Here is a 24,131-nt window from a genome sequence, read left to right as displayed (position 1 = left end):
CCCGCAATAGAACGGGACCGGCTTTTTCCCTTGGAAGGGTGCAGTGATGAAACTACGGATTCTGTCCGCGTTTGGCGCGGGCTTTTTAATTGTTTGCGCCGCCTCAGGTGCCAACGCGCAAAACATGTCGGCCACGGATGTGACGCTGAGTACATCGACCGCGGCCAACGGGCTTTCCGGCGTGCTGGATCAGTTGATGGGGATGGAGGCGGCCTCTCTTTCGTCGCTGACAGCCACACGCTTGCGCCAGATCGGTTCTGCCTATGACGCGGCGCTCGCGGGCGACGACCCCCGGATCATGGATGCCGCCGAGTTGGACGCATTGCGCACCCCGCGCGGCAACGCCCAATGGCAATGCTTGACGGAAGCGCTCTATTTTGAAGCACGGGGGGAGCCGATTGCCGGCCAATACGCCGTCGCTGAAGTGATCTTGAACCGCGTTGATGCGGGGAATTACCCCGACACGATCTGCGGCGTCATCACCCAAGGTACGGGCCGCCAGTTCGCCTGCCAGTTCACCTATACCTGCGACGGACGCTCGGAAGAGATGACGGACGAGACCGCGATGCACCGTCTTGGCCATATCGCGCGGATCATGATTGACGACGCCCCGCGCGACCTGACGGCGGGGGCCACCCATTACCACGCCGATTGGGTAAACCCCCGTTGGGCAAGCGTTTATCCGCAAACAGCTGCCATCGGCATCCACCAGTTCTACCGCCAGCAATACTGAGTTCGCGTCGGAATTGGCGGTATAGTCGCCGCAAGCTGGCCCTTGCGGCGCGATTTTCTCGTGTTAGACGAGCCTTGTCCCAATCCAAGGCGCACGCCCATGTCTGACGAGATTTCCCAAGCTTTTAGCCATCCCTCTGAACGGGCCAAGGCGACCGCCGACGGCACGCCGCGCGACCGTATCTCGATGACGGACCATGTGCGCGAGGTGGAGATCGGGGCGTTTCAGGCCGAAAGGGGCGTGACCCAGAAGATCCAGTTCGATGTGGTGGTCGAGGTCGAGACCCGCGCAGAAAGCGCCACCGATGATGTGGATCGCATCCTGAGCTACGACACCATCGCCGAAGCGATTGACGCCGCCCTGGCCGCCGAGAGGGTGAACTTGCTGGAAACCCTCGCCGCGCGTATCGCCGACAGCATTCTGGAACACCCCTTGGCCGCGCGGGTCTTCGTGCGGATCGGCAAGTTGGACCGGGGGCCCTATACTTTGGGGGTCGAAATCCTCCGCCAAGCGCCCGAAGGCCGTCGCCGCCTGCGTTTGCTGGCCGAAGCCGCCCCCCATCCCATCGTGGTCTACCTCTCCGATGCCGCTATTCACCGGACCGACCTTCCTGCCTTGTTGGACGCATTGGAGAAGGCCGAAGCGCCGTTGATCCTATGTGTCGACGCCCCCAAGGTGGCCGCCCCGCAAGCCGCCCACGCCATGCCCCAACGGCGGATCGCGCTGTTGGCGATTGAGCAATCGGCCTGGGTCCTGGCGGCAAGGGACGCCCGATGCGTTGTCGTGGACAGCCGGACAGAGCTTGATTGGGCGATGAAACAAGGGAAAATCAGCGTTTGGGCCCCCTCCAAACTGGTCCTTGATGCGGTAGAGGGGCCGGGCACCGATGTGACCGATCCCGTCGCGCTGGCCATGTGGCTTGGCGATGCGTTTGAGGCGCAACGGGTCATTACCCTGGGGGCCGAAGGTGAAACGGGCCCCGATGCCTTCGCCGCCGATGCGATGCCCGATCTTACGTAAGGCGCATCAACAGGCGTTTGTCTGCCTCGTTCTGCGCGGGAACAAATCCGGCCTTTTGCATCACGCGGACCGAGGCGTTGTCGTCGCGCTCCACATAGCCAAAGAAGCGATCTTCGCGCAGATCAACGCGCCCGTAATCGAGGGCAGCCCTCAGAAATTCGCTGGCAAGGCCTTGGCCCCAAACCTCTGGTATGAAATGGAAAAGAACCTCTAGACCGTTGTCGGCAAAGCCAATGCGGAAGCCGCCGACGCCCACTTCATTGCCCGCATGAGACAGGCGCCAAGGCGCGATGGAATGGCGCTTCCAGTCCTGAATATCGCGGCTCAGGTCATTTTTGGCGCTGTCGCCGAACAAGCGCCCATAAAGCGGCGCCGCCTCTGGAACAGGGGGACGGCCGGTGAGCCGTTGGGTCCGAAAAGTAGGTGTTTGTGCCATGCCACTTGGTGCCAGAGATCCGGGCAGAGCGCGACCCCGCATTCGCGGGTATACTGCACATAGTTTGTGCACACTTGTGTCGCGCCGCATCGGGCGATATTTCGCGCCATGACCTATTATTGGCGAGCCATCCCCAGCATTGACCCCGCGCGCCCCGTCGCCGCCCTGCCTTTGGCGGGCGGTTGGGCTTGGTTTGACCGGGTTGAGAGGCTGTCCCGTGGGGGACCCGCGCAGATCGTGCCCTTGTCCGACGTGCCGGAAGACGTGCTGAGCCGGATGAGCGCACCGCGTGCCCCGCTCGGTGCGCTGTCGCTTGACGAACCTCGGACCATGGGGATTCTGAACACGACGCCCGACAGTTTCTCGGACGGGGGGCACCATATCGAGCTGGAGGCCGCCGTGGCACGGGCGCGTCAGATGGTGACCGAGGGGGCCGAGATTATCGACATTGGCGGCGAATCTACGCGCCCCGGTGCGGCTTTCGTGACGCCTGAGGAGGAAATTGCCCGCACCGCCCCGGTGATCGAGGCGTTGCAAGGCGTCGGCACGGTAATTAGCCTTGATACCCGCAAATCAGCCGCGGCGCGGGCTGGCATGGCGGCAGGCGCGCATATTCTGAATGACGTGTCGGGCCTGCGGTATGACCCGGAAGTGGCCGATGTAGCCGCCGCCATAGGCGCACCGCTGATCCTGATGCATTCCATCGCCACCCCGGACACCATGCAAGCGATGGCCGCATCTGCCTATTCGGACGTTCTGTTGGATGTATATGACGGGCTGCAAGACGCCATTGAAATGGCCGTGTCCGCTGGTGTGGCCCGCGACAGGATTATCGTCGATCCGGGCATCGGCTTTGGCAAGACACAACCGCAGAACCTTGCGCTGATCCAGCGGGTGTCACTGTTCCACAGCCTTGGCTGCGCCATCTTGCTTGGCGTGTCACGCAAAGGGTTTATCGGGACGATTGCGGCTCAACCGCTGGCTGACCAGCGGGGACCAGGGTCGGCGGGCATTGGCCTATGGGCCTTGGGGCAGGGCGTTCAGATATTGCGCGTCCATGATATTGAGATGCACACTCAGATGATCGCGCTTTGGCGCGCGGTTCATCGTGGGCAGTGACCTGATTGGTTAAAGCGAAGGTATTGGAACTGGAATGACGCGTAAATTATTTGGCACCGACGGTGTAAGAGGCCAAGCCAACACCTATCCGATGACCGCCGAAATGGCGCTGCGCATGGGGGCGGCGGCAGGGCGCTTCTTCCGGCGCGATGGCTCGGCGGCGCATCGGGTTGTGATCGGGAAGGATACGCGGCTTTCAGGCTACATGATCGAGAATGCGCTGACGGCGGGGTTTACCTCGACCGGAATGAATGTGCTGTTGCTGGGGCCGGTGCCGACCCCTGCGGTGGGGATGCTGACACCGTCGATGCGGGCGGATGTGGGCGTGATGATCTCGGCCAGCCATAATCCGGCGGTGGATAACGGCATCAAGTTCTTCGGCCCCGATGGGTTCAAACTGGATGACGAAGCCGAGCTGGCGATTGAGACGATGACCTTGGACGGCGTCGATCTGGTCCAATCCACGAACATTGGCCGTGCCAAGCGCATTGATGACGGGCGCTTCCGGTATCTGGAGCGGGTTAAATCCACCTTTCCCAGCGACTTGACCCTCGATGGGATAAAGGTCGTGATTGATTGCGCAAACGGTGCGGCCTACCGGGCGGCGCCAGAGGTGCTGTGGGAATTGGGCGCCGATGTGATCCCGCTTGGGGTGGAGCCTGACGGGCTCAACATCAACCTCGGCTGCGGCTCCACCAAGCCCGAGGCGGCAGCGGCAAAGATCCGGGAAGTGGGCGCGGACGTGGGCATTTGCCTTGATGGCGACGCTGACCGGGTCATTTTGATCGACGAGAAGGGTAATGTTGCCGACGGCGACCAGATCATGGCCCTTTTTGCCAAGCGCTGGTCCGATGAAGGCCGCCTGAAGGGGCGCACTCTGGCGGCCACGGTCATGTCCAATCTGGGGTTGGAGCGATATTTGGCGGAATCTGCGATCACGTTGCATCGCACCGCTGTGGGCGACCGCCACGTGGTGGAAGCGATGCGCTCCAATGGGCTGAACCTGGGCGGAGAGCAATCGGGCCACATCGTGATGACTGATTATGCGACGACCGGTGACGGCTTGATCGCGGGTCTGCAATTCCTGGCGGAAATGGTCCGGACGGGGCAAAAGGCCAGCGCGTTGGCCCATAGTTTCGAGACCGTGCCGCAGCTGTTGAAGAACGTCAGGTTCGAGCTTGGCGCGACGCCTTTGGACACGCCCGGCGTGAAAGCCGCGATTGCGGCGGGCGAGCAGAGGTTGACCGGAACCGGGCGTTTGCTGATCCGTAAATCCGGCACGGAGCCCCTGATCCGCGTGATGGCTGAGGCGGAAGATGAGGCGCTGATGACGGCGGTGGTCGATGATATCGTCGGCGCGGTCGAGGACGCGGTTTAGAGGTCCTGCGGGCGTATCGCCCCGGGGTGAAGACGGCATGAACGCGGCTTCGCCGCGTGCTGGGGGCGCTGCCCCCAATGCGGTGATTTGCAGGCAAATCCCCGCCCCCCGGGATATTTCAAGAACGAGGAATTACGGAACCGAGGTGACCGGTGTGCCGGCGACATAAGTTTGCGTGATGGCGCGATCGTCGCCCATCATGATGGTGGGGAAGATCGCCTCCCATATCGTGGTGGCGCGGGCGGAGCGTTGGGCAATGGCGGGGGTGGAGGAGAGGGAGAGGACGCAGAGGTCGGCCTCGAACCCTGGCGCGACGCGGCCGATCTTGTCCGACAGGTGGAGCGCCTCGGCGGAACCGCCGGTGGCGCGCCAAAGCAGTTCTGCCGGGTGGAGCGCCTCGCCGCGCAGCTGGCCGATCTCATAGGCGGCGGCCATGGTGCGCAACATCGAGAAGCTGGAACCGCCGCCGGTATCCGTCGCGAGACCGACGGGAAGCTTATCGGCAAGGGACATGTCGAACAGGCCCGAGCCGATGAAGGTATTGGAGGTCGGGCAATGGATCAGCGCGGCGCCGACCTCGGATAAGCGGCTGATTTCGCGGGGTTTGAGGTGGATAGCGTGGCCATAGAGGCCTTTTGCTCCAAGCAGCCCGTGGGCCTCGTAGGTATCCAGGTAGTCGCGCGCATCGGGGAAGAGGTCGCGCACCCAGGCGATTTCGTCCACCTGCTCGCTCAGGTGGGTTTGCATCAGGCAATCGGGGTGTTCAGCCCAGAGCAACCCCAAGGCGCTGAGTTGCTCGGGCGTGGAGGTGGGCGAGAACCGCGGCGTGATGATGTAGCCGAGGCGGTCTTGCCCGTGCCACTTTTGCAGCAGCGCGCGGCTATCGTCATAGGCCGATTGCGCGGTGTCGCGCAGGTTGTCGGGCGCGTTGCGGTCCATACAGGTCTTGCCGGTCAACGCACGCATATTGCGGGCTTGGGCTGCCGCAAAGAAGGCATCGACCGAGGCGGGGTGGATCGTGGCGTAGCTGGCGACGGTGGTGGTGCCGTTGGCCGTGAGAAGATCCAGATAGCGGCCCGCGATATCGGCGGCATAGGCGGGGTCGTCAAAGCGGGCTTCTTCGGGGAACGTGTAGGTGTTGAGCCAGTCAATCAGCCGCTTGCCCCATGATGCGATCATCGCCGTTTGGGGGTAGTGGGTGTGGGCGTCCACAAAGCCCGGCAAGATCACGTCGGACCCGTGGTCTGTGACGGGCACCGATGGATGCGCCGCCCGCAAAGCCGCGCCATCGCCGACATCGGCAATCATGCCGTCGCGGATCAGGACGCCGCCTGCGCTTTCATGGTGCACAGTGTCCAGCCCCAGCTTGCGAGGGTCGCCGTCAAAGCACAGGACTTGGCCAAGGATCAAATGTTCTTGCACGGTAGTCTCCGGTTTTTCTTTCTCGGTGATAGCCCTTCTAGAGCCCCCATGTTAGGCGGTTTATGAGCGAAAAACAGGGGGCACCCCATGGCCGTAGATGTAGACGAGTCCACCGACGATGCACGCGACACCTATGCGCTGGATAAATCCCTGCGCGCCCGCCTGCGTGATGCCCTAGAAGCCCACGATGTGGCCGCCATCGATGCGTTGATGGAACCGCTCCATCCTGCTGACATTGCCGACTTGTTGGAACAGGTGACCAGCGCCGAGCGCGAAGATTGGTTAACGCATTGGTCCAAGGGCATCGACGGCGAGGTTCTGTCCGAACTTGAAGAAGGCCTGCGCGAAGAGGTTCTGACGCTGCTGCCTGATACGCAGATCGCCGTGGCCGTGCGCGAGTTGGACTCGGACGATGTGGTCGATCTGTTGGAAGACGCCGGCGATGACCAGGCTGAGGTGATCCTTGAGGCGTTGGAACCGGCGGATCGGGCCGCCGTGGAAGCGGCGCTGAACTACCCTGAAGATACCGCCGGCCGCCTTATGCAGCGAGAGATCGTGGCCGTCCCCGAGCATTGGTCGGTGGGCGAGGCGATAGATTACATTCGCGATCAGGCCGGAAATTTGCCGGAAGAATTCTACCACGTCATCCTGACAGATCCTCGTATGAAGCCAACGGGTTACGTGATGTTGGGGCGCCTTCTGGCGACGGTGCGCGGGGTGAAGCTGCACGACATCACAGAGGACAGTTTTCGTCCCATTCAGGCAAACCTGCCGGAAGAAGAAGTCGCCTATGCCTTCAACCAATACCACCTGATCACGGCTCCCGTCGTTGATGACGATGGCCGTTTGGTGGGCGTCATCACCATCGATGACGCGATGATTGTTCTGGATATGGAGGCCGAGGAAGACATCCTGCGCCTTGCCGGTGTGGGCGAGGAATCGAGCCTTTCTGACGGGGTGATTGAAACCACGAAACAGCGCTTCCCGTGGTTGTTTGTGAACCTTGTCACCTCGATCATCGCCTCGCTGGTGATTGCTCAATTCGAGGTTGCCTTGGCAACCATCGTGGCCTTGGCGGTCCTGATGCCGATCGTGGCATCCATGGGCGGAAACGCGGGCACTCAATCGTTGACGGTGGCCGTGCGGGCGATTGCGACGAAGGATTTGACCCCCTCCAACTTGATGCGCGTGGTGGCGCGGGAGGCGGGCGTCGGCCTGATTAACGGCGCCATCTTTGCGGTCATCATGGGGATCGTGGGCATCGTGTGGTTTGGAACCGTGATGTTGGGCGTCGTGATCGGCGCGGCGATGATCATCAACCTGTTGGTGGCGGGCCTTGCGGGCATCTTGGTGCCTGTGGTGTTGGACCGCTTGCGGATTGACCCGGCGCTGGCCTCGGGCGCGTTTGTGACCACGGTGACAGATATTGTCGGCTTCTTCGCGTTCCTGGGCCTGGCGGCGCTGCTGCTGCTGTAGGGGCCTTGCGGCTGCAGGGGATCGTGCGCGGCGGATCGCGGCGCATTTTCAGCAGGTTAGCCCGGAATTTCCAGCGTCACAGTGCGTCCGCTGCGCACGTATTGCAGGGTTGTCTCGCCAATGGCGGCGACCCGGCCCCCGTCCAGGCGATCACCGACTGTGACCCGCACAAAGCGGCCCGAGGCAAGGCGCACAAGGGCGCGACGCGACGAAGAGGTGCCGCTGACGCCGATCAGATTCACGTTACGCAGGCGGATCACATTACGCTCGGTCGCGGCGCGGCTGACATCGGCGTTGGATGGAATCGCGGGGCCGGGCGAAACGGCAGCGGCGGCAACGGCGGTGGGGGCCTCGGTCGGGGTGCGGTCTGCGGCGGCCACGATCTCGGCAATATTGCCGGGGCGGGTACGCGGCAAAAGGGAGCGCGCAATCGCCAGCTCTGTGCCCGCAAGCGCCAGTTCAACAGCCTCATCCACGGCATCGGGGTCCGTCGGGGAAGCTTCATCCTCGGCCGGGAAAAGCGAGGCCTGCGCGGCTGTTTCCTGCGGCGAAGCGGGACGGGCCGAAGGGCGGCGTTCGCTCAACTCCACCTGCGTCAGTCCGCCCAGGATTTGCCGTTCACGATTTTCAGAAAGACCACCGGGCCGCTCGGCCGGGCGGAAGGCGGCAAGGATCGCATCCTCGGCGTCAATCACAGGCGCGGCCGCGGCCACCTCACGCGGGCGCGGAACGGCGCCCCGAGGCGGCACCCCTAAAACGACAAAAGCGCCCTCGGGCGTCAGTACGCCTTCTGGCGTTGCGGCGATCAGGCCATTCTCTGTCAGGTTGAACTCGGTCCCGAAGGCCGGCGGCGGGGGGAAACGGCGTAAAATTTCGCCGGGGTTCACGCCCGGATCAGGCAAGGCCACCGCGTCAAAGGCGCTGACCTCAGGGTCAATCGAGGCGGTGTAGACGCGGTCCAGCAGATCAAAGGGCCGCAGGTCTGGCCGCTCGGGGGACCGGGCCCAAATGCCGTCCTCGGCGTAAAGCGCTTCGGCTTCTTCGATCGAGGGGTTGCGCCCCTGGTCGATAACGGGAAGCGGCGGCAGATCAAGGTCTGCGTCAATATCCGGTAGCTCGGCGATATCCGCGTCCGTGGCGGGATCACTGGCGGCCATATCCGGGAGTTCCGGCGTATCGCCTTCCAGCACGATGCCATCGGCTGCGGCCTCATCGGCAAAAGTCGGTTGCTCTGTCTCGGAAACGCCGAAGACGGGCGGTGCGGTTCCCACAACGGGGGCGGGCACGCCGCTGGCCATGGTGGTGTCATCCTGACCGATGCCAATGAAGCGCGCGACGGCGCTGTCGGGCATGAACAGCACGGACCAAATCGCCACGAGCGCCAACAAAAGAAGCAAGATTACCGTAAGGACCAAGCCGGTCCTGAACGATCCGCCCGTCGGTTTGGTCGCCTTGCGCGCCAATAGGCCCGAAGCAAAGGTCCGATCGCTTGCTGTTTCACCCTCAACCGCAGGGGCAGTGGCCTTCTGACGGCGCCGCAGACTGCCACGGGCCGGCGCCGCCACTTCCGTCGTTTCCGGCGAAGGCGCTGCATCTGATGCGGCGGTGTCCACAGGCGGGGCAGGGCGCGGGTCCGCCTCGGCCGGCTTTGCGTTGGACCGACGCTTCAATATCCCGGCAAGGCGCCCGCCGCGCGTCGCGGATTTCGCCGACCCGGCAGGCGGTTCATCAAACGGAGAGGGCTTGCGCTGCGCCGCGACTCCGGTGACGCCCAATGGTGGTTGCGGCACAATTTCCACCCGGGGGCGCGGCGGCGGCGTTTCGCCCGATGCGGCCTCGGGGCGGGCCTTGCTGGCGTTGCGCACGCGCTGCAATTGCTCGGCCAAGCGCGGCATCGGGGAACCGGATGCCGCTGCTGGCGTAGCACCCGCAGGTGGTGTGGCCGCGCCGGGTGCGTGGTCCTGTGACGTAGGCGTTGGGGCGCTGCGGGCGGGATCATCGGGATGAGCCAGCCCAAGGCGCGAGCTGCGTTGCCCAACAAGTGAGCCACGCCCGCGGTCGGGTGCTGGCACGGCGCCGCTGGTCTCGGTGGGCGTCGCAATCGCGCGGTCCGAGCCTGTGGGGGCAGCGGTCGGCCCCCGACGTGCTACGAATTGCCCATCTGCGGGGGCGTCCGGCTTTGGCGCTGATTCCAGCGGCGCTTCGCCTTTTGGGACGTCTTCATTCTTCGGAGCCTCGGTCGGTGGCGAAGTTTCGCGCAGCGCCCGCGCCCGTTGCCGAGCCTGCAATGAGGCAGGCGACGGGGCAGGGGGCAACAGATCATCGCCGTCGCCTGCGTCGCCAATGGTTTCCAACGGCAATTCTGGCGCAACGTTGGGCAACTGCGCCGGGGAGTCGTCTGCTGGCAATGCCGTGATCGGGCCAGAAACGCTGGGGTCTTCAATGGCTTGAACGGTGGTTTCTTCTTCAGCCTCTGCGGCAACCTGTAAAGCCTCGGCCAAGGCGGCATTCGGCTCGGCTACGGTGTCTTGCGGTTCTATAGATGGCGGTACCGGTAGGGATGCCTCGCCCTGCGGCTCCAGCGACAGTTCGGGCGCGTCATCCTTGGGGGCAGCCTCGGGATCGGGGGCGTCTGTCACGGTGCTTTCGCCGGCGTCTTGCTCCGCCTGCTCGGCAGCCGCCGCAACGGGCGTTTCCGCAGCAGGGACTTCCGGTTGGCCGTGGGTATCTGGGCCAAAGGCAATCCCCTCGGCGCTGAAGCCCATCGCTTCGGCCTCTTTCCCAAGCCCGAAAGTCGGCACGCCGGGGAAACGCTCCATCGGGGGCATCGCGGCGAACCCTTTGCCGGCGAAGCCGTATTGCGCGGCAAACCCGCGCGCTTCGTCCAGCGTTTCTCGGGCGACCACGGCGATCTTTACCCGGTCCTCTTCCAAAACCTGCCAGTCGTATTCCAACTCGGTCACGGCGTAGGGGGTCAGACCCTCCAACCCTTCCTCAATCCGAAACGCGGTCAGCTCAGGGTCGGCGGTCGGCGCGGTCAGCGAGGTGTAGAGGATCTGGTCGTCAGGCAGCACCAAGAGCGCCTCAAACCCGTCGCCCTCGCGTTCCACCGCAAGGTCGCGCAGGCCCGCAAGCGTGGCGCTTAGATCGGGCACGTCCAGTGCCGTCTCTCCGATCATCGCCCAATGGCCTGCGGCTTGACGATGGGCCAAGGCAATGCCGTCGGACGAAAGGAAGAGTGCGATTTTCACAGTCAAGTCAGGCCTCAATATTTCGTCTGCGCCGTGGCTCAGGTGCCACAATCGCCCCCTCTTACAGGGGAATCCGATTGGGGCAAACCATTCACAGCGCCCCGAACCCTCGATCGGCAAGTTTTAGACTAAACCTTTTAAGGGCATGGCAAAAGGGGGAGGGCGCCTGTGAAAAAAAAGGGGGCAGCATGGAATGCTCCACACCGCCCCCATTTAGGGTCGAATTGGTTAACGAAGCCCTTACGCTGTTGCCGCCGACAGGGCTCGGTCCAGATCAGCGATCAGGTCGTTCACGTCTTCCGTGCCAATTGAAACGCGCACAACATTGGGGGCCGCACCGGCGGCTTCCTGCTGTTCAGGCGTCAACTGGCGGTGCGTGGTCGACGCGGAATGGATGATCAGCGACCGCGTATCGCCCAGGTTCGCCACATGGCTGAAGATCTCCAGCGAATCGACCAGCTTCAGGCAAGCGTCGTAGCCGCCCTTCACCGCAAAGGTGAACAACGCACCCGCCCCCTTGGGGCAAACATCCTTCACCCGGTGGTAGTAGGGAGAGCTCTCCAACCCCGCATAGGTCACGAAATCAACCCGCGGATCATCCTCCAACCACTTGGCGATTTTCTGCGCGTTCTCCACATGGCGCTCCATGCGCAAGGACAACGTCTCGATCCCCATCAACGTGTAATGCGCCGCCTGTGGGTTCATCGTCATGCCCAGATCACGCAAACCAATGGCAATTCCGTGGAAGGTGTAGGCCAGCGGACCGAACGTCTCGGCGAACTTCAACCCGTGATAGGCAGGCTCCGGTTCGCTCAGCGATGGGAACTTGTCCGAGGCGGCCCAGTCAAATTTACCCGAATCGACAACACACCCGCCGGTGACGGTACCATTGCCCGTCAGATACTTCGTTGTGGAATGCACAACCAAGGTCGCCCCATGCTCAATGGGGCGGTGCAGATAAGGCGTCGCCGTGGTGTTGTCGATGATCAACGGAATGCCCGCGTCATCGGCAATATCGGCCACCGCGCGTACATCCATGATGTAGCCGCCGGGATTGGCAATCGCTTCGCCAAAAATAGCCCGCGTATCGTCGTCGATGGCAGCTTTCACGGCATCCAGATCGTCAAAATCGACAAACTTCGCATTCCACCCAAACCGCTTGATCGTCTGGCTGAACTGCGTGACCGTGCCGCCATAAAGACGTGTGGAGACAACCACATTGCGCCCCGGTGCCATCAACGGGAACAAGGCCATCAACTGCGCCGCATGACCCGAGGAACAGCACACCGCCCCCGCGCCGCCTTCCAGGGTGGCAATCCGCTCCTGCAACACGGCAACCGTGGGGTTGGTCAGGCGCGAGTAAATATACCCCACCTCCTGCAAGTTGAACAAAGCCGCCGCGTGATCTGCATCGCGAAACACATAGGCCGTGGTCTGGTAGATCGGTGTCTGCCGTGCCCCCGTCGCCGGATCAGGCCGAGCGCCTGCGTGAATCTGAAGGGTGTCAAAGCCGTAGCTGGGGCCATCTGTCATCAAGTCTCTCCCGATAAATTTGCCCGCTTGTAGGTCATCCGGCCCGCGGCCCGCAATATCTGCGCCCCATCGAAGACCAAATGTTCTGCGCAACGGCCAATGAAGAAACGCCCGGCCCGCTCCTTCATCTTGGCCAATACAACTCAATCCGTCCTCTCCCCCAAGCGCGACGCAACGCGCACTGGACGCCGCCGCCGCAACAGGGCAAAACCCCCTCAAACGACCCAACCGCGCGGATCACAGCCCATGGCCAGCCTCATCAATCGCCTTTTCACTTGGTGGAACGGTCAAACCATCGGAACTCAGCTTTTTACCGCCCGCAAAGGCGAAAAAGTGGGGGAGGATGCTCAAGGCAACATTTTCTATCGCACCTCCGATGACAGCAAACGCTGGGTGATCTTCAATGGCGATGTCGAGGCGTCTCGCATTGATCCTGAATGGCACGGCTGGCTTCACCGCACGTGGGATGAGGCGCCCTCCGACAAGCCCGTGATTCACAAGGCTTGGGAAACGCCGCATTTGCCAAACCTGACTGGCACCGCCATGGCCCATGCGCCAGCAGGCTCGATCCGACGCGAGCAACCCGCCCCGCGCCGCGATTATGAGGCTTGGACGCCGGAGTAAGACGCCCGGGTAAGGCGCCGGAATAACCGCCTCCGCCCGATCCACACCCCTTGCTCTATTCCCCCTTGGCGGCAGGCCGTGGGCAGGATACCTACGTCCCATGGCCGAGACTGATTATTCCTTCACCGAAATCGCAACTGGCGGCGCCGTTCTGGCCGCCGCTGTTGGATTTTTCCTCTATGCGCAAAGCCCCGGCACCGTCTCGGGCTCGGGCAGTTATGAGCTTTTGGCCGCCTTCCGCTCGGCCGAGGGGATTTCCGTAGGCACGGAAGTGCGCCTTGGTGGCGTTCAGATCGGCACGGTCACCGGGATGGAACTGAATCCTCAGACCTTCCTCGCGGAAACTACCTTTTCCGTCGATAACGCCATCGTCCTTCCCGACGACAGCGCCATTGCGATTTCCTCCGAAAGCCTGCTCGGCGGCTCTTATGTAGAGGTTATTCCCGGCGGCTCCCCCTTCAATCTTGAGGCAGGAGGCGAGTTTCTCGACACGCAATCCTCAGTCAGCCTCATCACATTGCTCCTGCGGTTTGTGGGCGGGGCGGCGGATAACTGATGAAACTTGTATCCACCCTTGGCCTGTCCGCACTACTTCTGGCTGCCCCCGCTATGGCGCAGCAATTTGACGTGATCGACGGCGATGGCACGTTTGATGAATTCCAACTGGACACCGGAGACGGCGACGGCACTGGCCTGACGCTCTCTGAAGGGGCGGAAAACGGCGATATCCAGCTGAACCTCGGGACCGGCGCGGCCGGCACGTTTGAAACCTTCCCCGGTGTCAGCGGCCCCGTCACCTCGGTCAGCCAACCCGCCACGGAAACCGGCACAACGGTATCGCTTCGTGCCCTCGATAAAATGCTGGGACAACCCACCGATATCGAGCTTTCCATGGGTCAAACCGTGGTTTTCGGGCGCATCGCAATCCGCGTGATTGAATGCCGCTATCCCTCAGCTAACCCCGAAGGCGATGCCTTTGCGTTTCTGGAAGTGCTTGATCTGGAAGGGGAAACCCTGTTTTCTGGATGGATGATAGCTTCTAGTCCGGCGTTGAATGCGTTGGAGCATTCGCGCTACGACGTTTGGGTCTTGCGCTGCGCGGCCTAGGCTAGAACGTCAGCGGCGCGTCTTCCGGCAAGCGCAAGAAATCCGCTTCTTTCTCCAGTGCTTCCGTCAATTTTTCGCGGTAAGTCGCCCTTGGGATTTCGATCGCGCCAAGGCTGATCAGATGATCGGTGACGAATTGCGTATCAAACAGGGTGTAGCCCCCGGCGTGCAGGCGGTGGACCAGATGGGCAAGGGCCAGTTTCGATCCTCCGGTGCGGCGCGAAAACATGCTTTCGCCAAAGAACGCGCCCCCGAGCGCGATGCCAAAAACCGCGCCGGCCAGCCCTTCGTCGTCCCAGATCTCGACCGAATGCGCAAAGCCGTGGGCGTGCAGCGCTCCGTAACACGCGGTCAGATCGGCGTTGATCCAGGTTTCGTCCCGGTCCGCACAGCCCGCCACAACGCCTGCGAAGTCTCGGTTCACGTGAACGCTGTAGTCGCCCCGTTTGATTCTGCGCCGCAGGGAGCGGGAGATGTGGAAGTTTTCCAATGGAAAAATACCGCGCCATTGGGGGTCGACCCAAAAAACCTCGGGGTCATTCACGCTTTCTGACATCGGAAAAATGCCCGAGGCATAGGCCCGGATCATCAGGTCCGGGGTTAACCGGGGCCGGGCATCAGAGGTCATATCATGGGCCATGTCTGAATTTTAAGGGGCGTGGCCGCAAAAGCCCATGGAAAATTCCCCCCATTATGATCGGGAACCGGCCGAGAATGAAATTTCGCCGTGCGCTTAACCGGGCATTAAGATTGTTATGATTAATTCTCTCCCGTCAAAGCTCCGTTGAGGCTCTGGTTCAGGGCAGGGGCTTTCAAGTGCAGTGGCCGGTGAAGCAGACGCTTTCGGTTGCACCCCTCGCGCCCCTTTGGGGGCCGCTTATGCAAGATGTATTGCATTGCATTGTTCGTGGGCCTCACCCCGCCGGACGCTTCAGTGCTTCATCGTGTTCGTGAAAAAGACGGCCAGCCGATTCCCTGGACAGGGGCATCGGCTGGCCGTCAGCATCTAGCAAATAAGCTGAAAGGCCCTGCGCTGAGCGCCAAGGCGCCAGCACTCAAGCCAGAGGACCGGGCCAAATCAGATGATCCGGCCCGAGACCGCGTTAGGACATGTTTTCTTCCAGCCAGTGTTCCAACCAGTGGATGGTGTAATCACCGGTTTGCACGGCATCCGCTTGCAGCAGCTCGTGAAACAGCGGGACCGTCGTGTCGATGCCATCGACGATCAATTCACCCAAGGCGCGGTTCAGACGTGCCAAAGCTTCGGGCCGGTCACGGCCCTGCACGATCAGCTTGGCAATCAACGAATCGTAGTACGGCGGGATACGGTAGCCATCGTAAAGCGCGCTATCCATCCGCACACCAAGCCCGCCGGGGGCGTGGTATTGGGTAATCGTGCCGGGGCAGGGGGCGAAGTTGGGCAACTTCTCGGCGTTGATCCGCACCTCGATCGCGTGGCCTTGCACCTGTAGATCGGCTTGGTTGAACGACATCGGCTCACCTGCCGCGACCCGGATTTGTTCGCGGACAAGATCCACGCCCATGATCGCTTCGGTAATGGGGTGTTCCACCTGCAAGCGGGTGTTCATCTCGATGAAATAGAACTCACCGTTCTCGTACAAGAACTCGATCGTGCCCGCGCCTTCATAGCCCAGTTCGGCCACCGCGTTGGCGCAGATCATGCCGATGCTGTCGCGCAATTCCGGGGTGATGGAGGGGCCGGGGGCTTCTTCGAACACCTTCTGGTGGCGGCGCTGGAGCGAGCAATCACGCTCTCCCAGATGGACGGCATTACCTTTGCCATCGCCAAACACCTGCACCTCGATATGGCGCGGTGTGCCAAGGTATTTCTCGATATAGACCTCATCGTTGCCGAAGGCGGCCTTGGCCTCCTGGCGGGCGCCTTTGAAGGCGGTGTCAATCTCATCGGCAGATTTGGCCAGCTTCATGCCGCGCCCGCCGCCACCGGCGGTGGCTTTGACAATGACCGGATACCCGAATTCTTCGCCAATGGCGCGGGCCTCTTCTATCGTCGCCACGCCGCCGTCCGAGCCGGGAACGCAGGGGATGCCCAAACGCTTCGCGGTTTCCTTGGCGGTGATCTTGTCACCCATCATCGAGATATGCTCGGCCGAGGGGCCAATGAACTTGATGCCGTGGTCTTCAACGGCCCGCACGAAATTCGCGTTCTCGGACAGGAAGCCATAGCCGGGGTGGATCGCTTCAGCGCCGGTGATCTCACAGGCAGAGAGGATCGCGGACATGGACAGATAGCTATCGGTGCCGGGCGGAGGACCTATGCACACGCTTTCGTCGGCCATGCGCACATGCATCGCATCGGCGTCAGCGGTGGAGTGCACAGCGACGGTTTCAACACCCATTTCACGGGCCGCGCGGATGACACGCAGGGCAATTTCGCCCCGGTTGGCGATCAGGATCTTACGGAACATGGGCCAGGACCCTTTCAGTTATTCGATGATCATCAGCGGCGCGCCGAATTCGACGGGGGCGCCATCGCCCACGACAATCCGCTTTACGGTGCCAGCATGGGGTGCGGGGATATGGTTCATCGTTTTCATTGCTTCGATGATCAGCAAGGTTTGGCCTTCCGAGACCTTGTCGCCAACGCTGACGAAGGCCGGGGTGCCGGGCTCTGCCTGCAAATACACGGTGCCGACCATGGGTGAGGTCACGGCGCCTGCGGCCTGAGACGGATCGGCAGCGGCGGGCGCAGCAGCCGGAGAGGCCGGCGCCGCAGCGGCAGGGGCCGCCGGCGCAGCAGCGGGGGCAGCTGCCGGGGCCTGCACTACCGCAGGCGCGGCCATTGCGGCCTGTTTGGCGACGCGGACGTTCAGCCAATCATTCTCGCCGTATTCACGCTTTACATGCAGTTCAGTCAGCTCGTTCTCTCGCAATACGTCTGCCAGTGCCTTGATAAAGGCTACGTCGTTGTCATGCGTCTTTTCTGCCATGTTGCTCTCACCGTCTGTCATTGGCCCATGTCTATGGGTCTTCCTGTCATATCGGCTATAACGCAGCGTTGCCTTGGGGAAAACCCGCCGCGTGCGGTGACCCTTTTTCGGGAACATTGCACTTTTCGCCTAATATAGCAGCAAAACCGCCCGCACGCGGGCGTCGGAGCAAAAACCGGTCACGTAAAAATTTTACCATTTGATAAATTTTTGAACTCGTGCCAGCCTGATTCCTGACCAAGCCATGATTTCAAGCGAGGCCCTATGCGTAACACTCCCTTTACTCCCGGTATCGCGCCTGCGCGTCTTGATGCCGCCGAGCTGGCGCAGAATTTCACCGATCTGCACGCCCCTCTGGATGGGCACGAGGCCCTCGTGGCCGCCGATCGGTGCTATTTCTGCCATGATGCGCCCTGCATCACGGCTTGCCCCACATCCATTGATATACCTCTGTTCATCCGGCAAATCGCCACCGGCACGCCGGAGGCCGCGGCGACAACAATCCTGGAGCAGAACATTCTGGGCGGCATGTGCGCCCGCGTCTGCCCGACCGAGACGCTCTGTGAAGAGGCTTGCGTGCGCGAAACCGCAGAAGGCAAGCCCGTGTTGATCGGCCAATTGCAACGCTACGCCACAGATACCGTGATGGCAGCGGGCATACATCCGTTTACCCGTGCCGCTGAAACCGGCAAGCGCGTAGCCGTAGTGGGGGCGGGGCCTGCGGGCCTAGCTTGCGCACACCGCCTTGCGATGAAGGGCCACGATGTGGTGATGTATGACGCAAGGCCCAAGGCTGGCGGTCTGAATGAATACGGCATCGCCAGCTATAAAAGTACCGACGATTTCGCTGCTGCCGAGGTGGATTGGCTCCTGAAAATTGGCGGCATTACCCTGGAAACGGGCAAAGCCCTTGGGACGGACCTGACCCTTGATGGCCTGCAATCAGATTTCGACGCGGTGTTCCTTGGCATGGGTTTGGGCGGCGTCAACGCCCTGCGTGCTTCTGGTGAAGACCGCGCCGGCGTGACGGATGCTGTTGAATTCATTGCCGATCTTCGCCAGACGAGCGATCTTGGTGTGCTGCCTGTGGGCCGCAATGTCGTGGTGATCGGCGGCGGCATGACGGCGATCGACGCCGCGGTCCAATCCAAGCTTCTGGGTGCGGAAAGCGTGACGCTTGTCTATCGCCGGGGACGAGATGCCATGCCCGCCAGCCGGTTCGAGCAAGACCTCGCGGCCTCCAAGGGGGTGCGGTTCATTTTCAACGCCATGCCGGTCGAGGTGCTTGGAAACGGCGCTGCTACCGCGCTACGGTGCGAATACACCAAGGCAGAAGGCCGTAGCCTGACAGGCACGGGGGAAACCTTCGATATCCCCGCCGATCAGGTTTTGAAAGCCATCGGCCAAACATTGGACGGCGCGCCGGACAAGCTGGCGATAGATGGCGGCAAGATCACCGTGACGGACGCGGGCCGCACCAGCGTGGACGGCGTTTGGGCGGGTGGCGATTGCGCGTCTGGCGGCGAGGACTTGACCGTGACCGCGGTGGCCGAGGGGCGCGACGCCGCCGAAGATATGCATAAAACACTGATGGGTAAGGAATAAATCATGGCTGACCTGACCTCTAACTTCATCGGCATTACATCGCCCAACCCCTTCTGGCTGGCCTCTGCGCCGCCCACTGACAAGGAATACAACGTCCGCCGCGCGTTCGAGGCGGGGTGGGGCGGGGTCGTCTGGAAAACACTCGGTTCTGAAGGGCCGCCCGTGGTCAACGTGAACGGCCCGCGCTACGGCGCGATTTATGGCGCGGATCGGCGGCTATTGGGGCTCAACAATATCGAGCTGATCACCGACCGCGATCTTTATACAAATCTGGACGAGATCAAACGCGTCAAGGCCGACTACCCGGACCGCGCGATCATCGTGTCAATCATGGTGCCTTGCGAGGAAGAGGCGTGGAAAGCCATCCTGCCCCTGGTGGAAGATACCGGCGCCGACGGGATCGAGCTGAACTTTGGCTGCCCCCATGGGATGTCCGAGCGCGGCATGGGCGCGGCGGTGGGGCAAGTTCCCGAATACATCGAAATGGTGACGCGCTGGTGTAAGCAATATTACTCCAAACCCGTGATCGTGAAGTTGACCCCCAATATCACCGACATCACCAAACCGGCGGCCGCGGCCAAGCGGGGCGGGGCCGACGCAGTGTCGTTGATTAACACCATTAACTCTATCACCTCGGTCAACCTCGACACGATGTCGCCCGAGCCATCTATCGACGGAAAAGGCTCTCACGGGGGGTATTGCGGTCCGGCAGTAAAGCCGATTGCCATGTCGATGGTTTCGGAAATTGCGCGGGGCGCTGAGACCCAGGGTTTGCCGATTTCGGGCATTGGTGGCGTCACCACTTGGCGCGATGCGGCAGAGTTCATGACCCTTGGCGCGGGCAACGTGCAGGTTTGCACGGCGGCGATGACCTACGGCTTCAAGATCGTGCAGGAAATGATCTCGGGCCTGTCGCAATTCCTTGATGAGAAAGAGATGTCTCTGGATGAACTGGTGGGTCGCGCGGTGCCGAACGTGACGGACTGGCAGTATCTGAACCTGAATTACGTGGCCAAGGCGAGGATCGACCAAGACGCCTGCATCAGCTGCGGCCGGTGCTATGCGGCCTGCGAGGACACCTCGCATCAGGCAATCTCCATGTCCGAGGATCGCGTTTTCGAGGTGATGGACGACGAATGCGTTGCCTGTAACCTCTGCGTGAACGTCTGCCCGGTTGAAAACTGCATTACGATGGTGGAACTTGAAGCGGGCGCGTTGGACGAGCGCACCGGTGAAAGAGTCAGCAAAGACTATGCAAACTGGACAACCCACATCAACAATCCGGGCCGGGTTGAGGCCGCGGAATGATTGAACGGCTCGACCATGTGAACCTGCGCACGACGCAGCTTGATAAGATGATCGCGTGGTACGAGCATATTTTGCAGCTGGAAAACGGGTTTCGGCCCGGTTTCCCGTTTCCCGGTGCGTGGATGTATGCGGGCGACGTGCCTGTCGTGCATCTGGTGGGCGTGGATCAAACGCCCCCGAAGGCCGACGATCTGGCATTGGAACATGCCGCGTTCAGCGCCAAGGGCCTGCACGAATTTATTGCGCGTCTGCAAGAGGCGGGTGAGGGAATGCGCTTTGTGCGGGTGCCCGATGTGGCGCTGGTTCAGGTTAACGTTTGGGACCCCGACGGAAACCATTTGCACATTGATTTCCATGCGTCCGAAGCTGATGGCCTGGATTTGGAAGACTTCAATACCACGCAGATCAGGGCGTAAGAAGCCGCGAGAACAGCGTTTCAAGAAACCCTTCCGCCTCTTTCAGCGGGTCGCGATCTTCCCCCAGAACGGCGCGGACCTGCGCGTCGAAATCGGCGTAATGCTGGGTCAGCGACCAGATCGAGAAAATCAGGTGGTGCGGATCGCTCGGCGCGAGTTTTCCGGCTTCCATCCAGCCTTGGATTACGGCAGCCTTTTCATCCACCAGGGACCGCAAATCGGTGGAAAGACCGTCGCCAATCCGCGGCGCACCCTGCACGATTTCTTGGGCGAACAGCCTCGATTCGCGGGGGAGATCCCGGCTCATCTGCAATTTCCGCCGCACATATGCCAGCAATTCTTGCTGCGGGTCACCGTCGTCGCGAAGCTCTCTCAACGGGTCCAGCCAAGTGTCCACCAAGCCCGCCAGAAGGGTGACGTGAATCTCTTCCTTGGAGGCGAAATAGTATAGAAGATTTGGCTTCGACAGCCCCGCTTCCTTGGCAATCGCATCCAATGTCGCGCCGCGGAAACCGTGGGCGGAAAACACCTCGAGCGCGGCCCCCAACACCAAGGCACGGTTCTTTTCTTGGATGCGGGTCCGAGGTTTCTGCGCAGTCATCTGTCCGCCTGTTTATTTGGTGCCCAAAGGGGCGGCAATTTTGGGCCCGGAATGCTGAATTCGAGCCATCGAGGACAATAAGTCCGGGGTTTTGGTGCGGTTTGTGCCCGCGAATGGATCGTTAGCGTTGACTGCTACGATTCATTTGCTAGCGTGCTCTTGACCATTTGGTCAAAAGATTTCGCGCTACAAGCGCGTTAGATGAAAATTTTGCCGCCTCCGTGCGGCGGGGGGAAATAGCCATGGCTCTCGACCGCAGCAACCCGGTTCCCAATGATCTTAGCGCCTTTTGGATGCCGTTCACTTCCAATCGGCAGTTCAAGAAACAGCCGCGCATGTTCGTCGGTGCCGACAAGATGCACTACACCACCGCCGACGGGCGGCAGGTGTTGGACGGCACGGCGGGTCTCTGGTGCTGCAACGCGGGCCATAACCAGCCCCGCATCGTTGAAGCGATCCAGAAGCAAGCCGCCGAGATGGACTATGCGCCCGCGTTCCAAATGGGCCACCCCAAAGCGTTCGAGCTGGCCAACCGCCTGCGCGACATGGCCCCAAAACCGTTTGAGCATGTGTTCTACACCAACTCTGGCTCGGAAAGTGTTGAGACGGCGTTAAAGATCGCCATCGCCTATCAACAAGCCATCGGGCAGGGCACGCGGACCCGGCTGGTGGGGCGTGAGCGAGGCTATCATGGGGTCAACTTCGGCGGCATTTCCGTCGGTGGCATCGTGAACAACCGCCGGACCTTCGGCTCCCTCCTGACCGGGGTGGATCATCTGCCTCATACTCATCTGCCGGACCAGAATCGCTTTGTAAAAGGCCAGCCCGAGCACGGCGCCCACCTGGCCGAAGAGTTGGAGCGTATCGTGGCCCTGCACGGTGCCGAGACCATCGCCGCCTGTATCGTCGAGCCAATGGCCGGGTCCACCGGTGTTCTCATGCCGCCAAAAGGCTATCTCGAAAAGCTGCGCGAGATTTGCACAAAGCACGGAATTATCTTGATTTTTGACGAGGTTATCACCGGCTTCGGGCGCTTGGGTTCCAGCTTTGCGGCGGAACATTACGGCGTCATGCCGGACTTGATTACCACCGCCAAAGGGCTGACCAACGGCGTCATTCCCATGGGCGCAGTGCTCGCCACCAAGCAGATCCACGACGCTTTCATGTCTGGTCCCGAACATCTGATTGAGCTGTTCCACGGCTACACGTATTCGGGCAATCCCATCGCCTCGGCCGCCGGTCTGGCGACGCTGGAGACCTATAAAGAGGACGGCCTGTTTGAACGCGCCGCCGAGCTTGCGCCCTATTGGGCCGATGGCGTTCATTCCTTGCGCGACTGCCCCCACGTGATCGACATCCGGTCAGAGGGTCTTATCGGCGCGGTTGAGCTGGAGCCGATCGCGGGCGAGCCCACAAAACGCGCGTTCCAAGCCTTCCTTGATTGCTACGACAAGGGCGTTTTGATCCGCACCACGGGCGATATCATTGCCATGTCTCCGCCTCTCATCATCTCGAAGACCGAGATAGATCAACTGTTTAGCACGTTGCGAGACGTCTTGACCAACTTGGACTAGCGCGCTCCAGCACCGCCCCCACCCCAAGCCAGCATTCGAAGGACGAAGAATATGCCAGCCCCCGCAGAGAACATGAAAATCGACGGCGCCCGCCTGTGGGATAGCCTGATGGAGATGGCAAAAATCGGCCCCGGTATCGCGGGCGGCAACAACCGCCAGACCCTGACCGATGAGGACAGCGAAGGTCGGCATTTGTTCAAGGATTGGTGCGACGCTGCGGGGTGCACGATGGGCGTGGACCAGATGGGCAACATGTTCGCGCGGCGCGAAGGCACCGACCCGGACGCGCTGCCGGTATATGTGGGCAGCCACCTGGATACGCAGCCCACCGGCGGCAAATACGATGGCGTTCTGGGGGTGCTTGGCGGGCTGGAAATTATCCGCACGATGAATGACTTGGGGATCAAAACCAAACATCCCATCGTCGTCACCAACTGGACCAACGAGGAGGGGACGCGCTACGCCCCCGCCATGCTCGCGTCCGGTGTTTTCGCTGGGAAACACACTCAGGAATGGGCCTACGACAAGGTCGATGCCGAGGGTAAACGCTTCGGGGATGAGCTGGAGCGGATAGGTTGGAAAGGCGACGAAGTCGTCGGCGACCGCAAGATGCACGCCTTCTTCGAGCTGCATATCGAACAGGGCCCGATCCTTGAGGCTGAGGGTGTCGATATCGGCGTGGTCACCCACGGCCAAGGTCTGCGCTGGATCGAATGTACGATCACGGGCAAGGAAAGCCACACCGGCTCTACGCCCATGCACATGCGCAAGAACGCGGGCCGGGGCCTCGCGCTGGTGACGGAACTGGTCCATGAAATCGCGATGAAGAACCAGCCCAATGCTGTCGGCGCGATTGGCCATGTGGATGTCTACCCGAACTCTCGCAACATCATTCCGGGCAAGGTTGTGTTCACAATCGACATGCGCACACACATCCTCGACAAGCTGGAAGGCATGGTGGCCGGGCTGATGGAACGCGCGCCAAAGCTGTGTGAAGACATCGGCGTCACCTTCGAGGCCGAGATCGTCGGCCAGTTCAACCCGCCCGCCTTTGACGACAAATGTGTCACGGCGATTAGACAAGCGGCTGAAAGACTTGGATATTCGCACATGGATATCGTATCCGGGGCAGGGCACGATGCGTGCTGGATCAATGACGTGGCCCCGACAGCGATGGTGATGTGTCCCTGCGTGGACGGTCTAAGTCACAACGAGGCCGAAGAAATCAGCCCGGAATGGGCAGCGGCCGGTGCGAATGTTCTCTTTCACGCGGTCGTCGAGACGGCGGAGATTGTTACATGAATTCAAAGATTTGGTTGGCTATGGGAGCGACTTTGGCGCTTGCTGGATGTGTGTCGCCTACGCCTGAGGGGCAAACGGAGACATTGCCCGAGGAAGTGCTGGTGCTTGTCGCGCCGGGCCAGGATACCTCGTCGGTCCGTCTGCAAGATGACGGCTGCTACTGGTACTTGCACAACAACGTGGTCGAAAGCGTCTACATCCCGCTTATGACCCGCGACCAGCGGATGATCTGCGTGGTGGCACAGTAACATGCG

Annotated in this window: 22 protein-coding genes; 14 read left to right on the top strand and 8 right to left on the bottom strand. The window is 61.5% G+C overall.

Annotation, left to right across the window (positions count from 1 at the left end):
- Positions 1-46: 46 nt before the first annotated feature.
- Positions 47-733, top strand: coding sequence for a cell wall hydrolase (locus tag AADW23_RS15745; RefSeq protein WP_341861890.1), 687 nt, complete (start codon positions 47-49; stop codon positions 731-733).
- 99 nt (positions 734-832) lie between these two features.
- Complete coding sequence (locus AADW23_RS15740) at positions 833-1,753, top strand: dihydroneopterin aldolase (protein ID WP_341861889.1); 921 nt, start codon at positions 833-835, stop codon at positions 1,751-1,753.
- Here AADW23_RS15740 and AADW23_RS15735 read toward each other — a convergent pair.
- Positions 1,746-2,189 (bottom strand): GNAT family N-acetyltransferase, encoded by a 444-nt coding sequence (locus AADW23_RS15735; RefSeq protein ID WP_341861888.1) that lies wholly within the window; start codon positions 2,187-2,189, stop codon positions 1,746-1,748. The genes AADW23_RS15740 and AADW23_RS15735 overlap by 8 nt on opposite strands.
- A gap of 108 nt (positions 2,190-2,297) precedes the next feature.
- Between AADW23_RS15735 and folP the strand changes: the two genes are divergently transcribed.
- Positions 2,298-3,308 (top strand): dihydropteroate synthase, encoded by a 1,011-nt coding sequence (gene folP / locus AADW23_RS15730; protein WP_341861887.1) that lies wholly within the window; start codon positions 2,298-2,300, stop codon positions 3,306-3,308.
- Between the two features lie 34 nt (positions 3,309-3,342).
- The gene (glmM, locus tag AADW23_RS15725; protein WP_341861886.1) at positions 3,343-4,686 is read left to right on the top strand and encodes a phosphoglucosamine mutase; all 1,344 of its coding nucleotides are present in this window, start codon (positions 3,343-3,345) and stop codon (positions 4,684-4,686) included.
- A 132-nt stretch (positions 4,687-4,818) separates the two neighbouring features.
- Here the strand turns inward: glmM and guaD are convergent, their stop codons facing one another.
- Positions 4,819-6,108, bottom strand: coding sequence for a guanine deaminase (gene guaD / locus AADW23_RS15720; protein WP_341861885.1), 1,290 nt, complete (start codon positions 6,106-6,108; stop codon positions 4,819-4,821).
- Positions 6,109-6,195: 87 nt separating this feature from the next.
- On the opposite strand from guaD, the gene mgtE reads away from it, so the two are divergent.
- Positions 6,196-7,584: a magnesium transporter gene (mgtE, locus tag AADW23_RS15715; protein ID WP_341861884.1), complete on the top strand. Its 1,389-nt coding sequence runs from the start codon at positions 6,196-6,198 to the stop codon at positions 7,582-7,584.
- 56 nt (positions 7,585-7,640) lie between these two features.
- Here mgtE and AADW23_RS15710 read toward each other — a convergent pair whose 3' ends face one another.
- Positions 7,641-10,841, bottom strand: a complete 3,201-nt coding sequence (locus AADW23_RS15710) for a hypothetical protein (protein WP_341861883.1) — start codon at positions 10,839-10,841, stop codon at positions 7,641-7,643.
- 234 nt (positions 10,842-11,075) lie between these two features.
- A complete protein-coding gene (locus AADW23_RS15705; protein ID WP_341861882.1) occupies positions 11,076-12,368 on the bottom strand; it encodes an O-acetylhomoserine aminocarboxypropyltransferase/cysteine synthase family protein in 1,293 nt (430 codons plus the stop codon).
- 246 nt (positions 12,369-12,614) lie between these two features.
- On the opposite strand from AADW23_RS15705, the gene AADW23_RS15700 reads away from it, so the two are divergent.
- The 3 genes from AADW23_RS15700 (at position 12,615) to AADW23_RS15690 (ending at position 14,099) form a co-directional block, all read left to right on the top strand.
- Positions 12,615-12,992 (top strand): NADH:ubiquinone oxidoreductase subunit NDUFA12, encoded by a 378-nt coding sequence (locus AADW23_RS15700; RefSeq protein WP_341861881.1) that lies wholly within the window; start codon positions 12,615-12,617, stop codon positions 12,990-12,992.
- 100 nt (positions 12,993-13,092) lie between these two features.
- Complete coding sequence (locus tag AADW23_RS15695; protein WP_341861880.1) at positions 13,093-13,548, top strand: outer membrane lipid asymmetry maintenance protein MlaD; 456 nt, start codon at positions 13,093-13,095, stop codon at positions 13,546-13,548.
- The gene (locus AADW23_RS15690) at positions 13,548-14,099 is read left to right on the top strand and encodes a DUF2155 domain-containing protein (RefSeq protein WP_341861879.1); all 552 of its coding nucleotides are present in this window, start codon (positions 13,548-13,550) and stop codon (positions 14,097-14,099) included. Before AADW23_RS15695 ends, AADW23_RS15690 begins: the two co-directional genes overlap by 1 nt.
- A gap of 1 nt (position 14,100) precedes the next feature.
- Here the strand turns inward: AADW23_RS15690 and aat are convergent, their stop codons facing one another.
- From aat to accB, 3 genes are all read right to left on the bottom strand, one after another.
- Entirely contained in the window at positions 14,101-14,727 is a 627-nt protein-coding gene (gene aat / locus AADW23_RS15685; protein WP_341861878.1) for a leucyl/phenylalanyl-tRNA--protein transferase, read from the bottom strand.
- Between the two features lie 475 nt (positions 14,728-15,202).
- Positions 15,203-16,549 carry an acetyl-CoA carboxylase biotin carboxylase subunit gene (gene accC, locus AADW23_RS15680; protein ID WP_341861877.1) on the bottom strand — a complete coding sequence of 449 codons (1,347 nt, stop codon included), beginning with the start codon at positions 16,547-16,549 and terminating at the stop codon, positions 15,203-15,205.
- Between the two features lie 18 nt (positions 16,550-16,567).
- Positions 16,568-17,071 carry an acetyl-CoA carboxylase biotin carboxyl carrier protein gene (accB, locus tag AADW23_RS15675; protein WP_341861876.1) on the bottom strand — a complete coding sequence of 168 codons (504 nt, stop codon included), beginning with the start codon at positions 17,069-17,071 and terminating at the stop codon, positions 16,568-16,570.
- Between the two features lie 264 nt (positions 17,072-17,335).
- Between accB and AADW23_RS15670 the strand changes: the two genes are divergently transcribed.
- The 3 genes from AADW23_RS15670 to AADW23_RS15660 are packed head-to-tail and all read left to right on the top strand — an operon-like array spanning position 17,336 to position 20,400.
- Entirely contained in the window at positions 17,336-18,676 is a 1,341-nt protein-coding gene (locus AADW23_RS15670; protein ID WP_341861875.1) for an NAD(P)-dependent oxidoreductase, read from the top strand.
- A 3-nt stretch (positions 18,677-18,679) separates the two neighbouring features.
- Positions 18,680-19,984: an NAD-dependent dihydropyrimidine dehydrogenase subunit PreA gene (gene preA / locus AADW23_RS15665; protein ID WP_341861874.1), complete on the top strand. Its 1,305-nt coding sequence runs from the start codon at positions 18,680-18,682 to the stop codon at positions 19,982-19,984.
- Positions 19,981-20,400 carry a VOC family protein gene (locus AADW23_RS15660; RefSeq protein WP_341861873.1) on the top strand — a complete coding sequence of 140 codons (420 nt, stop codon included), beginning with the start codon at positions 19,981-19,983 and terminating at the stop codon, positions 20,398-20,400. Before preA ends, AADW23_RS15660 begins: the two co-directional genes overlap by 4 nt.
- Here the strand turns inward: AADW23_RS15660 and AADW23_RS15655 are convergent.
- A complete protein-coding gene (locus tag AADW23_RS15655; protein ID WP_341861872.1) occupies positions 20,390-21,001 on the bottom strand; it encodes a TetR family transcriptional regulator C-terminal domain-containing protein in 612 nt (203 codons plus the stop codon). The genes AADW23_RS15660 and AADW23_RS15655 overlap by 11 nt on opposite strands.
- A 242-nt stretch (positions 21,002-21,243) precedes the next feature.
- Between AADW23_RS15655 and AADW23_RS15650 the strand changes: the two genes are divergently transcribed.
- From AADW23_RS15650 to AADW23_RS15640, 3 genes are read left to right on the top strand one after another with little or no spacing between them, the layout of a single operon-like run.
- Positions 21,244-22,575 carry an aspartate aminotransferase family protein gene (locus AADW23_RS15650; protein ID WP_341861871.1) on the top strand — a complete coding sequence of 444 codons (1,332 nt, stop codon included), beginning with the start codon at positions 21,244-21,246 and terminating at the stop codon, positions 22,573-22,575.
- 51 nt (positions 22,576-22,626) lie between these two features.
- Positions 22,627-23,877 (top strand): Zn-dependent hydrolase, encoded by a 1,251-nt coding sequence (locus AADW23_RS15645; RefSeq protein WP_341861870.1) that lies wholly within the window; start codon positions 22,627-22,629, stop codon positions 23,875-23,877.
- Positions 23,874-24,125, top strand: a complete 252-nt coding sequence (locus tag AADW23_RS15640; protein ID WP_341861869.1) for a hypothetical protein — start codon at positions 23,874-23,876, stop codon at positions 24,123-24,125. Before AADW23_RS15645 ends, AADW23_RS15640 begins: the two co-directional genes overlap by 4 nt.
- Positions 24,126-24,131 lie beyond the last annotated feature (6 nt).

Origin of the sequence: Gymnodinialimonas sp. 57CJ19, from assembly GCF_038396845.1 — a bacterium.
GTDB lineage: Bacteria > Pseudomonadota > Alphaproteobacteria > Rhodobacterales > Rhodobacteraceae > Gymnodinialimonas.
This window is presented reverse-complemented; position numbering and strand designations above follow the sequence as displayed.